This window comes from Anaerosporobacter sp., from assembly GCF_965301125.1.
The window spans coordinates 17,800-32,900 of the sequence record NZ_CBDLAM010000021.1 but is presented as its reverse complement, the minus strand read 5'-3'; the positions used below and the strand labels follow the sequence as shown (position 1 = coordinate 32,900).

General features: G+C 35.0%; 12 protein-coding genes. 2 read left to right on the top strand and 10 right to left on the bottom strand.

Annotated elements, in window-relative coordinates:
* Positions 1–312 precede the first annotated feature (312 nt).
* The 9 genes from ACW2QF_RS04045 to ACW2QF_RS04005 all read right to left on the bottom strand — a co-directional run bounded on the left by ACW2QF_RS04045 (position 313) and on the right by ACW2QF_RS04005 (position 12,415).
* Entirely contained in the window at positions 313–1,833 is a 1,521-nt protein-coding gene (locus ACW2QF_RS04045) for a bifunctional metallophosphatase/5'-nucleotidase (RefSeq protein WP_455714714.1), read from the bottom strand.
* An 80-nt stretch (positions 1,834–1,913) separates the two neighbouring features.
* Positions 1,914–4,928, bottom strand: coding sequence for a cellulose binding domain-containing protein (locus ACW2QF_RS04040; protein ID WP_455714713.1), 3,015 nt, complete (start codon positions 4,926–4,928; stop codon positions 1,914–1,916).
* A gap of 275 nt (positions 4,929–5,203) precedes the next feature.
* Positions 5,204–5,482, bottom strand: a complete 279-nt coding sequence (locus tag ACW2QF_RS04035; protein WP_455714712.1) for a PTS sugar transporter subunit IIB — start codon at positions 5,480–5,482, stop codon at positions 5,204–5,206.
* 32 nt (positions 5,483–5,514) lie between these two features.
* A complete protein-coding gene (locus tag ACW2QF_RS04030; protein WP_455714711.1) occupies positions 5,515–6,897 on the bottom strand; it encodes a PTS ascorbate transporter subunit IIC in 1,383 nt (460 codons plus the stop codon).
* Between the two features lie 6 nt (positions 6,898–6,903).
* Complete coding sequence (locus ACW2QF_RS04025; protein ID WP_455714710.1) at positions 6,904–7,338, bottom strand: PTS sugar transporter subunit IIA; 435 nt, start codon at positions 7,336–7,338, stop codon at positions 6,904–6,906.
* Positions 7,339–7,460: 122 nt separating this feature from the next.
* Positions 7,461–8,399, bottom strand: a complete 939-nt coding sequence (locus ACW2QF_RS04020; RefSeq protein WP_455714709.1) for a transketolase family protein — start codon at positions 8,397–8,399, stop codon at positions 7,461–7,463.
* Positions 8,400–9,227 carry a transketolase gene (locus ACW2QF_RS04015; RefSeq protein ID WP_455714708.1) on the bottom strand — a complete coding sequence of 276 codons (828 nt, stop codon included), beginning with the start codon at positions 9,225–9,227 and terminating at the stop codon, positions 8,400–8,402.
* A gap of 184 nt (positions 9,228–9,411) precedes the next feature.
* On the bottom strand, positions 9,412–10,065 hold the full coding sequence (fsa, locus tag ACW2QF_RS04010; protein WP_455714707.1) for a fructose-6-phosphate aldolase: 654 nt from the start codon (positions 10,063–10,065) through the stop codon (positions 9,412–9,414).
* Between the two features lie 316 nt (positions 10,066–10,381).
* Positions 10,382–12,415, bottom strand: coding sequence for a BglG family transcription antiterminator (locus ACW2QF_RS04005; protein ID WP_455714706.1), 2,034 nt, complete (start codon positions 12,413–12,415; stop codon positions 10,382–10,384).
* 312 nt (positions 12,416–12,727) lie between these two features.
* Here ACW2QF_RS04005 and dpsA point away from each other — a divergent pair, with 312 nt between their 5' ends.
* Both dpsA and ACW2QF_RS03995 read left to right on the top strand, forming a co-directional pair.
* The gene (dpsA, locus tag ACW2QF_RS04000) at positions 12,728–13,591 is read left to right on the top strand and encodes a dipicolinate synthase subunit DpsA (protein WP_455714705.1); all 864 of its coding nucleotides are present in this window, start codon (positions 12,728–12,730) and stop codon (positions 13,589–13,591) included.
* 19 nt (positions 13,592–13,610) lie between these two features.
* The gene (locus ACW2QF_RS03995; RefSeq protein ID WP_455714704.1) at positions 13,611–14,198 is read left to right on the top strand and encodes a dipicolinate synthase subunit B; all 588 of its coding nucleotides are present in this window, start codon (positions 13,611–13,613) and stop codon (positions 14,196–14,198) included.
* Positions 14,199–14,357: 159 nt separating this feature from the next.
* On the opposite strand, the gene ACW2QF_RS03990 is transcribed toward ACW2QF_RS03995, so the two are convergent.
* Positions 14,358–14,831, bottom strand: a complete 474-nt coding sequence (locus tag ACW2QF_RS03990; RefSeq protein ID WP_455714703.1) for a hypothetical protein — start codon at positions 14,829–14,831, stop codon at positions 14,358–14,360.
* Between the last annotated feature and the right edge of the window lie 270 nt (positions 14,832–15,101).

Genomic DNA, 15,101 nt, shown 5'->3' with positions numbered 1-15,101 from the left:
GTTATCCAGAATTCTAATACTACAATTAATAGTGTAAAGGATCCAAAGTAAAAAACCGTTGCCTCATTACTTCTCGGAAAATAATTTGTTGCAATCGCAGGGAATAGTACAAATTGTAATAAATATGTTAATACAAAAGCAATTACAGTTAAAATGATTTTCTTATTCCGCATCTTACCTCCTTGTATCCTATAAATATAAATCATTATGTACAATTTAATTAATATTAAAAGCAAAAGGTTGCAATGATAAATCACTGCAACCTTTATCATTATTAGTTTATCAAAAATTATCCGTAAATACAACCATTGCTTATGAAGGTATCACGTGTATATACGTCTTCTCATCTACATCAACAAATGAATGTTTTGTAAAGTAATTAATGATTATCTCAGGCATCTCTGTTAAGATTTCTTTCTCAACCTCGCACTCACAATAGAATTCGTATCCACCTGCGCCACTTGATCGGTAATTATTCATAACAAGTGATAATGTATCTTCGTTAGTTAGCTCTTTTCCCTGATAACTTATACTAGTAACTCGGTTACCCACTTCATTCTTTAAATCGAAGGTATACGTAAGATTTGAGAAATAGTCATAATTATAATGTTCTACTTTCGGTTTTAAGAAACTTTCGCTAATTGAGATTTCTCCATCTTTGTAATCAAAGTAACTTGCACATCTTTCTAATGCTTTCTTTAGGACCTCTTTTGTCACTTTTAAAACAACTAATGTATTTGGATATGGATACGTAGCTAAGATATCCCTAACCGTAACATTCTTATGAAAGCCTTTGATTACATTGGCAAATGATGTACATGCAATATCTGCACCACTCTCTTCTAACTGAATTTGATTAATAAAATTAGCTAAAGGAGAACCTTGTCTTGCCATAGTAAGATGGTCCTCAGGATTTAGTTCTTGACTAAGATGCCCAACTGGTGTATCAAGCCATCTTTGCACTTCTTCTTCAAGTGGTAAGAATTTATCATATACATCTTGCTTTGGTGGTAAGCTTGCTTCTTTTAAAGAAGACTCGAAATTCTTCTCACCTGATTCTTCATCGTAATTCATTGTTAACTCAATAAATCTTGTTCCATTGTGTGGAGTTTGTACAATATATGTTCCATGCAAATATTGCCCTTCAATCGGCATATGCTGATGCCCTGTTAAGAGAATGTCAAAATCAAAATCCTTGCAAATCTTATACGCAATATTCTCTTTTGACTCACTTAATTTCTTATTTGTTGCTAATTCATATTCAAACCCACCATGATAGATTCCTATTACAATATCCGCTTGTCCTTTAACAGTATCAAAACATTTCTCTATCGATGTATATACATCTTCAATCTGAAAATTCTCTATATTACAAGGACGTTCCCACCTTGTAATAAAATCTGTAGTAAAACCGATTACTCCTATTTTCAATCCATTTTCCATTACCTTAATGTCATAAGGTAATATATCTATGCCTCCTGTTGAATCTTTAATGTTTATACAGAGACATTTGCCATCAAGATGGTTCATATAGGATTTCAGATATTCATAACCATAATTGAATTCATGATTACCGAAGGTAACATAATCATATCCCGCCACATTCATAATCTCTGCCATCGGGTGCTTATTAAGCGCTTTACTACTTAAGTAATTGGTAAACGGTGACCCTTGAATGGTATCACCGCCATCAATTATTAATGTGTTTCCATCTTTTTGATAATGATTCATACAATTCAACAGACCAATATCTTTCCTATCGTTATCTAGATAATCTGTTGGATATACATACCCATGTACATCTGAAGTAAAGTATATTCTCAAACTCTTCATTTTATAATCCATTCCTTATAAATACTATTAATAGTAATAGTATATCATAGGTCTATGACTTAAAACATGGTATAATTTGGTTAGTCTTCTAAAGCCTCAAAATTATTATATGCAATTAAATAATAAGTTGGCTGCATATGTGGATGTGTCATTCCTCCCACAAATCCACCAGGAATAAATCCACTAGATGCCACAAATGAAGCCTTCGCACTTGCATAAACACCGCTTGTATCATATCCCGTCAAAGGTCCTGTCCCACTTGCCATATTTGCAAGATTCTGCATTAGATAAGCAGGACTATAATTTACCTCTACATACTTAACTGCGCTCCCTGTAACGTATACATTACAAAAACGAAGTAATTTTACTTCTTTTAATAAGCTTTTAACTTCTGTTAATCGATTATCTGCACCAGCTTGTGTTGCATGGAACAAATTACCGATATTGACCTTCCCATCACTAGAGGTATCTATTTCATACAAATCTACTCTATTATCAGCTATCTCTAAGAAACTATTTATAGTTCTACTTGTTCCACCATCATTATTATAATCATAACCTACTAACCATTCAAAGGTTCCTTCTTCTGCTGTACCAAGCTTATTCTCATAACTATCTTCTACACTAATCGTATACATCTTACCATATTTTTTAAATCCCCATCCTTCAAGAGGTAAATATGGAATCAAATCATCCGTGTTCATTACATTCATAATAGTCTTATAAGTTCCCGTAGTGCTAGCAGTTGTCGTATATGGTGCCGCAAATGTATAGGTATAAGCCTTGTACTCGCTATCTTTTTCAAAGTGTGCACCTAGAAGATTTGCGATTGCAGCGCCACGAGAATGTCCTGTTATAAGAATACTCTTATTTACTTCACTACCATCTAATCCATGACGCTGGATATAATCTTCATATTTTTCAAGGACTCTGTTTGCTGTAACATCAAATCCCTTATGATTACTTTTATTTGTCCAGTATGGATGGGATGAACCTGTTGCATTATAATATGCTGTAGTATTAGCACCTACATCGAAGTTACTTGACCATTCTGCATTTGTGCCATTGGTACCTCTGACAGAGAGGATAATAATTTCTCTGGTTTCTCCAAGATATTCAACTGTACGATGGCCTACAACAAATTCAGTTACATCATCTTTATCCGTAGTATAACTCGATGCACTGATCTTAATGTTTTCAACATCGTCTAATCCAAACAATTTTGCAAAACTTGTAGCATTATCTGAACCGCCTGTAGTACCGCTTGTTACTTCAATATAATTTCCTGAATAAATATCTGATGCATATAATACTGATAAGACAGAAAGTCCTTTCTTATATGTTGTATTTCCACTAAAGAGTTCTCTGTAATCTACTGTAAACTCTACATTAGCAGTTTTCTCTGAACCATCAGCTGTATAATGCATTTTCCCTTTGAATTTATTATTGGTACTTGAAGTGTCTTTATCATCATCTATTCCATCAAAATCAGTATCTGTTAACACCGGATTAGATGTATAGGCGTAAACTGTAATCGATGTTTGATCTTCATATGATTCTTCTGGAATATCATAAGCTTCTAAAAATACATCAAGAAATGGACTAAGATCTTGTTCTTGTGCTTCCCCTAGTTCTTCCTTATCAGTTAGGTTGTCACTATCAGAATTATTTTCATCTGAGGACAGAGGTTGGTCCAGTTTTACGTATTGATAATCACTAAGAATAACCCATGGACCATCATTATCGGTATCTAAATTACTTTCATCAGCAGTATCTAATTCTATAGCCCTAGATGAAGAAAGTTTTGAAACAGAAGAAACTGATGATGTATATTTATCAACCGGAATATTTAACTCGTCTAAAAATATTTCAACATTAATTACAAAATATATACCCGTCGTAACATTAGTCCATATTGTATTACCGTCCTTGAATGTATCATATGGTATAATTTGTCCATCTTCGTATCTACAAATAGTCAAAAGTTCCAAGTTGTCTGTAACAGATGAAGAATCAAAATATAATCTTAAGTCTGCATCTTCGCTATAGTCTGTGGTAACCTTTACCTGCTTACCGATTGTTGCACGATTATCAATTAGAGCATAGACATCTTCTTCATCCATATAAACGTGGCTATTGATATTATCTGAAACATTACCTTCAATAGATGGAATAACCTGATTGTCATTCAAAAGCGACTCTTCAATCTTAGAATCATCTAGTTCTTGCTCAAAAGTTCGCTCCGCATCTGGTGTCACTCCATCTGTAACAGAATTCAATGGTTCCAGTCCTAATAAGATTTCGTTGCCATCAGCAATTCCATCATCATCTGTATCATCTTTTAATGGATCTGATCCAAAAGTATTTACTTCTTCGCTATCACTTAATCCATCATAATCACTATCACTTTTTATAGAATTCGTTCCATATGTAATTTCTTCTAAGTTTGTAAGACCATCTGAATCCGCATCCTCTTGTCCATCAAGCACTCCATTTAGATCAGAGTCTTGCTTCAACGGATCTGTGTCTGTCGAATAGATTTCAACATAATCGGACAAACCATCCGCATCCGTATCTTCTAGTGAGGAATCAGTCCCGAATAAATCTTCAATGTAATTAGGAACACCATCTTTGTCGTTATCTTCTGTACCGCTTTCTATACTATTTTCTAAAATCTCATACTTTGTTGGAAATCCTAGAAAGTTTCCATTTCCGGTATAACCAAACTCAACACTTCCGCCAACAGCAATATCCTGATTCCAGCCTGCATTTTTTATAACATATTGATTTGATTCATAACTATATATTTCAGCATTCCAAATGTTCGAAATCACATTTTCTGAATCATAGCTTATATACCAGTTAGGAATAACGCTATCTCCAATATTTTCAATCCTTACATTTGCGTTATATCCACCTTCCCATTGCCCAGTAAGCAAATATGTTACTTTATAATTCTCCGCCTCGTAAACATATTCTGTCGTTATTCCATCCCAGGTACTTTTTCCCTCTGCAAATACATTCAATTCCGTTGTACTTACGCAAATAATAAGTACCAGTAATAACGCCAACAATTTTTTTAATTTTTCTTTCATTTTGTTCTCCTCCCTATGTAAAAGCGTAAAAATTGTATAATCATTTTATAGTAATCTTTTCATTTATACAACATATTTTTTATATTTTGAGTATTTTTCTACAATTATTAACATGTGTAGTTATTATACAAAATAATCTACGGTGAATTTATTTATTTTTATTTATCTGTAGATCAGTTCTTATAATACAAAAACAGCAGCCATGGAGTCTACCACTCCTTGGCTGCTATTTTTTATTCTATTTCATTGATTGTAATTCAATGGTTTTACATATTTTATAATTCGAATGCTTCTTTTAATTTTTCAGTCATTTCATCCATGGAAACCATATTGTTAAGACCGATTGCTTTTCCAGCTTTTGTTGCATTTGGAAGTAAGTCTGCTCCACAGATGAATAAATCTGCAGCACCTGCTTGTACATCATCGATTGTTGAATGATCTACTTCTACACCAGTGATTCCAAGATTAGCTAATGCTTTTTTCGCATTCATTTCCATTATGAAAGAAGTTCCAAGTCCTGATCCACAAAAACATAAGATTTTTTTGATTGCCATAATAATATCTCCTTTATACTAACTAGTTTAAATTAATTTGTCTGTTTTTTTCTACCTAATGTATAATTATATACAATTGGTAATGCAAATACTACTGCTATTACTGCAAATAGCCCATTACCAGTTACAACTTTTGAAAGGTTACCAAAGATGATACCTACGATTGTAAAGTCAGCATCTGAGAATGTAGTATTTGCGAAACCAAGAGAACCTAATACAGGAAGTAAGCCAGCTGCTAAGAAAGTAACTGCAATACCGTGTACTAATGATCCCCATACACAACCTTTCAAACCGCCTGTTGCGTTACCACAAACACCTGCTGTAGCTCCGCAGAAGAAGTGAACAACTGCACCTGGTAAGATAATCGCAACAGCTAAACCAGTCTGTCCTAATAATGCAAGAATACCTAACGCGATGATACCACCAATGAAAGAGCATAAGAAACCGATTAATACTGCATTTGGTGCATAAGGGAATAAGATTGGACAGTCAAGTGCAGGTTTTGCATTTGGTACAAGCTTTTCAGAGATTCCTTTGAACGCTGGTACGATTTCACCAATTAACATACGAACACCAGCTAATACGATGTAGATACCTGCAGAGAATGTAATGGAATTAATGATGGAATATAATACCCAGTTACTATCTCCGAAGATTTCAGCAGATTCTGCAGGGCTTGCAAAGTTAGCCACGCCTGCAACAATAATGTAACAGATGAACATTACGATTGCGATTGATACTGTATTATCTCTAAGGAAAGAAAGACCTTGTGGGAACTTTACTTCCTCTGTAGAACGACCTTTACCTTTTTTGCTGAAAAGTTTACCAATCTGAGCGCTTAACCAATAACAACCACTACCGAAGTGACCTAAAGCAAGAGAGTCATCACCAGTTACTTTTCTCATTGTTGGCTGCATGATCGTTGGGAAGAAACTCATAACGAAACCAACTAATAACGCACCACCAACAATTAACTGCCATCCATCAAGTCCTGCGATTGATAAAATGATTGCAACTAAGCAAGACATGTATAATGCATGATGTCCTGTTAAGAAGATATATTTCCATTTTGAGAAACGTGCAATTACGATATTAGCACACATACCTAATGCAAAAATAGATGAAGTCTGAATTGCAAACTCATTCAATCCAAGAGATGTGATTGCTTCATTGTTTGGAACTACACCATGTACACCAAACGCCATCTGGAACAAATCACCGAATGGAATAATAGCGTCTTGAACAACGCCTGCACCAGCATTTAATACGATAAATCCAAGAATTGTTTTAATAGTTCCTTTGATGATGGATTGTGCATCTTTCCTCTGTAACAACAATCCTAACATTGCGATTAATCCAACGAAGATTGCCGGTGTGGACAATACTTGCTGAATAAAATTTAAAAAACTAGCCATTCTTACCTACTCCTCTACAAAATAATGATATAAACTTTCTACATCTTCTGCCTGTAATAATTTTTCACAGTTCTCTTCATTCTGAAGAACGTTTGAGATTGCCATCAATGTGTCAATATGACTATTGGAATCAGCTGCTGCAAGAGTTATAAATAATTTTGCTGTTGTATCTTCCTTGTCAAAGCTCACATCTTCTCTGAATAATGTAATTGCCACCTGACTCTTAATAACGCCTTGATCTGGTCTTGCGTGAGGCAACGCAATGGATGGAGCTAAAATGATATATGGTCCTAGCTCTTCTACTTTAGCAATGATTTCTTCTTTATATCTTGCTTCCACATATCCTTGTTCTTCCAAAGGCTGAACAGAGATGCGGATGGCATCCTTCCAATCCTTAGCTTTGTCCATAATTCTTACATTTTCCTTCTTTAAAAGTTCCATTCTTGCTCACTCCTCTCTGTTGTTTTCTATATTTATCATACCATTTGTACCTGTCTTATTGAAGTCCAAATGACCTCACAAGATTGTGCAAAGCACTATACTCTACTTTGCATTACTCTCTCTTACATAAATGTTTTTACTTTTTCATAAATGCTTTCAAGGTCTAGACCAAACTTCTTGATTAGCTCTTTGGCAGGTCCAGAACAACCAAATACGTCATCGATTCCAATTTTTAATACTTTGGTTGGAGCATTTGCACCCAAAGTATCGCATACTGCACTACCAAGCCCGCCAATGACAGAATGCTCTTCAATTGTTACAACCTTACCAGTCTCTTTGGCTGCAGCAATTACCCGTTCTTCATCTAGAGGTTTAATTGTATGGATATTAATTACCTTCGCACTGATACCATCTGCAGCAAGTTTTTCAGCAACTTCTAAAGCAGTACTTACACAGATTCCTGTTGCGATTAATGTAACATCCTTACCTTCACGAAGTACTACCCCTTTCCCAATTTCAAATTGATAATCTTTAGGGTCATTAATAACTGGTACTTCTAGTCGTCCAAATCGAAGATAAACTGGTCCATTATGAAGATATGCTGCTTCCACTGCACATTTAGCTTCAATATCGTCGCATGGATTTAGGATCACCATTCCAGGAATGGAACGCATCAATGCTATGTCTTCGTTACATTGATGTGTAGCACCATCCTCACCTACTGAAATACCACCATGAGTTGCACCGATTTTAACATTTAGGTGTGGATATGCAATAGAATTACGAATCTGGTCGAATGCTCTTCCTGTAGCAAACATGGCAAATGTACTGGCAAATGGAACTTTCCCTGTCGTTGAAAGCCCTGCAGCAATTCCCATCATATTGGCTTCTGCAATACCACAATCGATATGACGTTCTGGAAAAGCTTTTTGAAAGATTGCTGTCTTAGTAGCACTAGCAAGATCTGCATCTAGCACTATAAGATCTTCGTATTTTTTCCCCAATTCTACTAAGGCATTACCAAAGCTTTCACGAGTTGGAATTTTCTTTACTTCTGACATTTACAATTCACCTGCTTTCTCAATTTCTTCTATTGCAATAGCATATTCTTCATCACTTGGAGCCTTACCATGCCATCCTGCATTGTTCTCCATAAAGGAAACACCTTTACCTTTTACTGTCTTCATGATGATAGCGGTAGGTTTTCCTTTCGTTTCTCTTGCCTCATCAAATGCTGCTTTCAGCTGATCAAAGTCATTACCATCTTCTACGTTGATGACATGGAAATTGAATGCATGGAATTTTTCATCCATTGGATATGGAGAGCATACCTCTTCAATTCTTCCATCAATCTGAAGACCGTTATTGTCCACGATAACAACTAAATTATCTAGCTTTCTGTGTCCAGCAAACATAGCCGCTTCCCAGACTTGTCCTTCCTGAGTTTCTCCATCACCTAATAATGTGTAAACTCGGTAACTTTCATTACTCATTTTTGCAGATAATGCCATACCAACTGCTACTGAAATCCCTTGTCCTAAAGACCCACTAGACATATCTACACCAGGGATATGCTTCATATCTGGATGCCCTTGTAAAATTGATCCAACTTTACGTAATGTCTTTAACTGCTCTACCGGAAAATACCCTCTAAGAGCCAATGTTGCATAAAGTCCTGGTGCTGTATGTCCTTTAGACAAGACAAAACGGTCTCTATCTGTCTTTTTTGGATCCTTTGGGTCAATATTCATTTCTTCAAAATAGAGATAAGTAAATGCTTCTGTTGCAGATAAAGATCCACCTGGATGTCCCGATTTCGCGGAATGAACACTTGTAAGAATTCCTTTTCTTACTTTCTTTGCCATTTTTTGAAGATGTAATTTATCCATTTAATTCTCCTTAATGTTATGATGTTGGGGTCAAATACCTACGGATTGTTACGCACTTTGTGCTCTCACAATCCTAAAATATTCGAAATCCGCCCTATTCGGGCTACTTTCTCATATTTTACGGGTCCCAAAGTCATGTTTTTTCATGCAAGCATGAAACACATGACCTTTTGACCCTGGTTTTTTAATTTCCAAATACTGCTATATAGTCCTTCTGGAATTTTGCAATTCCTTCATCTGTTAATGGATGCTTTGTCATCTGTTCAATTACTCCATAAGGAACTGTTGCAATATGAGCACCTGCTAATGCACAATCTGTAACGTGAACTGGATTTCTTACGCTTGCAGCGATGATTTCTGTCTCAATGTCAGCAACTGCGAAGATTTCTGCAATTTCACGAATTAAGTCCACACCTCTTACGCTGATATCATCAAGACGGCCAAGAAATGGGGATACATATGTTGCACCTGCTCTTGCAGCAAGTAATGCCTGATTCGGATTAAAGATTAAAGTTACGTTTGTCTTAATTCCTTCTGATGCTAATACTTTTACTGCCTTTAGTCCTTCTACAGTTAATGGAATCTTAACAACCATGTTTGGATGAATTTTAGCAATTTCACGACCTTCTGCAATCATTCCTTCTGCATCAACTGTTGTAGCTTTTACTTCGCCACTGATTGGGCCATCAACAATTGTAGTAATTTCAGTAATAACTTCAGTAAAATCTCTTCCTTCTTTTGCAATTAGAGAAGGATTTGTTGTAACACCACAAATCACACCCATGTCATTTGCTTTCTTAATGTCTTCGATTTTTGCTGTGTCAATAAAGAATTTCATTTTCATTTCCTCCATTTGTTTCTGTAACCAAATGATAGCATTCTCCTTACTAGATTAGAAGTCCAAATAAAAGCACAAGAATGTGCAAAAAAACATACTCACCAACCTCTGAAAAGATAGTTTGAAAAACGGCTATAAAGGGTTGTTGCAAAATGCCAATTGAGCAAACAAACTATGTTATTAAAACTAAATGCATTGAAATGCAACATCAAAAAAACAACTTCTCGTAGCTGTGTGCCATATGTGAACATATATATATGTTCACAAAATGGCATACAGCGTAGAAAAGTTGTTAATTTTGCAACATCCCCAGCCTCTATTCTGATAATATCTGATTTAATTTAAGAAAAATTTCCTCGCAAGTATCTATCTTGCATAACACTTCTTGATACTCTTCACTTTCTGCTACCCTTAGGATATCATTTAAAATCTTCAGATGTTTTTCTTGATCTTCCGCTGCTAGTACAAAGATAATTTTGGCTTTTTTATCTTTTGCGAAAAAGATTGGATTCTGAAATATTGCCATAGCAACATCTAACCGCTTCACACCATCCTCAGGCTTTGCATGTGCAAGCATGATATCGTCAGTAATAAACATATAAGGTCCATAATATAGCGTCTGTGAGATGATCGTGTCCAAATATCCACGTTCGATACTTCCATTCTCTATCAAGCTTTGTCCCGCCAATAAAATACTATCTTGCCAGGTTATGAGTTCATCGGAAAGTACCATTTTTGAAGGATTTAGGTATTCCAATATACCAGCCTCCTTATCAAGCACTGCAACATCAAGACACTCTCTTTCCCCATGTATACATCTCACGATATCTTTTCTAAGACTATCATGCAATTCTTTTGGCACATATTTTTTTACTGTATTATAGAGCGTATCCGTAACTTCTTTTTTCTGACTGTAGTAGACAATTTGATGATTTAAAACTCTTTTTCGATCCTCATCAGATAAAATTGGTGATACTACAATTACTGGTACAACACTTTTGATCTTCACTGTAGAAATCACCAAATCGCACACATTTTGTACATTGATGACGTCCATTACTGCAACTACATCAACAATTTCTGCCTCAGGTAATAATTTCTTAATTTCACGCTTGATCATATTCCCTGTTGAAATACCATTCACGCAAACAATTAAAATACGTAGTTTGTTTCCTCTTTGTTTCGAAACTTTTAAGGAAGCTCCAAAATGAAGAGCTAGATACGCAACCTCACCATCCGGAATTGGAACTCCGATCATGTGTTCCAAATACCCTGATACATTCTTTGTGATTTCAAATAAATCGGGATATTCTCTTACAATATCTTCGCTTAATGGATTGCCAATCTGAATCCCATACTGATATCGATACATAGATGTATTGATATGCATGAAAAGAGAACGTTCTAATTCTTCGCGATCTTCAAAAATAACACATGCCGTTTTCTCAAATTCTGTAACTAAAGCTTTCACAATTCCATATACGGACTGATTAGATCTACTTTCAAAGATTTCATCGGTAGCCGCCGATACACGTGACCCCAATAGGTGAAGACATAAATAGATTTTTTCGTCCTCTTCCAATTCTGAAAAATATTTTAAAATCAATTGATATTCTCTGGACCTAATGATTTCTTCCTTCTTCAATCCTGGAAATAAGATTTTCTCTTTATTATGAAACATAATTGGAAGTAACGCCGCCAAAGCAAGGAGACTTCCATCCACATATTCTACTCTTAGTTCTTCTTTTAATGCATATAAATTATTCAGATAACCATGAATCTCATCACGTTTAAGAAATTTAAGAATTCCACTATTAAACAAGTAAGTAAGTGAATTGAAATATAAAAAGAACAGGGCTCTCATTCGTATGATATCTCCAACGATTCGGTACCCTTTTTTAGACTCATACTTTACTTCAAGACCATATTCATTCAATTGATTTACCACAATACGCATATCTCCAAACACAGTATTCCTGCTCACTTGGCAAACCTCCATGATTTGATCCACATAAACAGCCTTTTTGCTATGAATGAGATAACAGATAATGATTTTCACTCGTTCTGAAGGTGAAAATACATAATACTCTTCCTCTTGCTTGTCTTCCAACAACTCCTCAATCTTTTGCTTGTCCTCATACGGAATGAGTATTCCCTTTCCTCGTTCCATCTCAAGCTCTGCAATTCCTTTACTGTCCAACCATTCGTTGATACTACAGATGTCATAATATACGCTTCTTTTGGATACCTCAGTTTGCTCAGCAATCATTTGAAGTGGTATATATTCGCTACTATGTAGAAGGATGTTCATCACCTTTTTACATCGTTCACTAAGTCCATAAGTAATCATGATCGTGTTCTCCTCTTAGTATGTCACGAATCACATATCAGTGACATGTATTCCTAATATTACAAGCACATCTTATTTTTCTGCTTTTCCTATATCTTATGATACACCATACTATCCAATATAACAACTATTTTCCTTGCTTTTAGGTATTAATAAATACCATTTGTAATCTCTCTGTTTCCGTACTTTACAAATCATGACTTTGAACATGTTACTTGACTTTTATGAAGAAACCGGATGAACAACTCACAACTTAATTTCTTCCTCATATATTAATACATATATAAGGATTGTATGAAATGGGGGTAAAGCATGAAAGAGAATAACCGTATTGTATTCCTTGGCGGAGATCTGCGCCAGTGCTATATGGTGCGCAAACTTGTTGCTAAAGGGTATTTGGTAGCAACGTATGGTCTTGAGATTGAAGGCCAATATGACTTAATATATCGAGCTTCCTCGCTGAAATCCGCATTAAACTTTGGTAATATCATTGTCTGCCCAGTGCCAGTATCACATGATAAAGTAGTGATTACCAGTGAGCAAAAACTTGAGGATTTAACGATTGAGAATCTTATTAATAACCTAAACAGTAATCATGTATTCTTCGGTGGCGTAGTTCTTCCTAAAATTAAAGAAGCTTGCGAAAGCAAACAGATTCCTTGGTATGATTTCATGCAAATGGATCCTGTAAGTATCAAAAATGCAATTGCAACTGCGGAAGGAACCATAGTGGAAGCAATAAGGCAAAGTACAATTAATCTTCATGGTAGTTCTTGTCTTGTCTTAGGTTATGGTCGTTGTGCAAAGATATTAGCAGATAAATTAAAAGGATTGCAAGCAGGTGTTACCATCTGTGCACGGAGTGAAGAAGCACTATCCTACGCTAATGCACTAGGTTTCCAAACAGTACCACTAAACGAACTATCTGCATCAATTAGTAAGTACTCGTTCCTATTCAATACCATACCATCTATGGTTCTTGATGAAACACTTATAAAGCAGCTTAACAAGGAGGTAATTTTGATTGATATCGCTTCAAAACCGGGTGGTACTGATTTTGAAGCATGTAAAAAATATGGTGTTCGTGCATCCCTTTGCCTTGGATTACCCGGTAAATACGCTCCTGAGACTTCAGCTGATATATTAAACAACGTAATATTATCCCATAATTATTAACAAAGAAAGAAGTGATTCTATGACACTATCAGGTCATAATGTTGGAGTTGCATTTACAGGTTCATTTTGTATGAATGCAAGAGTGAAAGCCGCAGTGAAAGAGATTGTTGCCGCTGGTGCTAATGTGATACCTATCTTCTCTTTCAACGCGCAGACAATTAATAGCCGTTTTGGTAATGCAGCTGATTTTGTAAAAGAGATTACTGAGATTACAGGCAATAAACCAATACTCACTATTGAAGACGCTGAACCTATTGGCCCTAAAGATATCGTTGATATTGTTGTTATTGCTCCATGTACAGGTAATACGTTAGCAAAACTTAGTAGCGGAATTACCGATACACCTGTATTAATGGCTGCGAAAGCACACATTCGTAATGGCAACCCATTAGTAATTTCTGTATCTACTAATGACGCACTTGGAATGAATCTTAAGAATATTGGTACCTTATTGAATACGAAAAACATATATTTTGTACCATTTGGTCAAGATGATTATGTTAAGAAACCTAATTCCATGATTGCTTATACAGAATTGATTGTGCCAACACTTGAACTTGCACTGGAAGGAAAACAAATTCAACCTGTTGTACGTTCACCATTCTAATCTTAACTATTGTAAACAATAGTCATTGACTATTTTTATATAGAGATTAAAAAAGCCGGATTATACGGATTGTTGTCAATCACAATATAATCTCGGCGTACATATTTTTATACTTTTATATTTTAACTCTTCTTTAAATATTGTAGAATTAGTATTGGTTTACCTCAATATTGCATTTATAATTTCAGTAATTTCCTGTTTGTCACATTGCTCAGTAAAAATACTTGCACTATACGGTATGCAATAGGTATCACCGTTCTTAAGTTTCACTACGATACTACTAAACCTCAGAAGTATAAGGTACACTACTAGAAGTACTATACTAACCAAAGGCAACGGAATTGGTTCCACAATATAAAATATAATAGATATTATTAATAACAAAGCAAACCCTATTAAATTTATCAAATCTGTAAAGCTCATAATCATACAACTCTTTTTATTTATTGACTTAATTTCATCTCTTCGAAAGGTCCCATCTCGTAATTTCTTACCAGAAAGTAATACTCCATCTTTCTTAATTTTGATATGTAACATCTCTTCTTCAATAGTTATAGAACTTGTGATTTCTGGGTTAATTCCCTTTGCACTTCTCCTTGCATATGTATTGTATGTATATGTTATCGTTATCACTCTCCTAATATTACCCTTTATCATAATAGTCAGTACAAATTTATTATTAAAATCCATCATTATATCATATAAATATCACTCAATATTAGATTACAACATTTTCCATTCTTATTCAACAACTATTTTTTATTGTAAATTCTCCATTATTATACTATAATTTATAATTATTATATGGGGGTAAATAATTTGAAAAAACAGGTTTTAGGTATTATACTTTTTTGCTGGGGAATGATTTGTATACTTAGGTTATTATTAGTCTCCGTGCAAAAT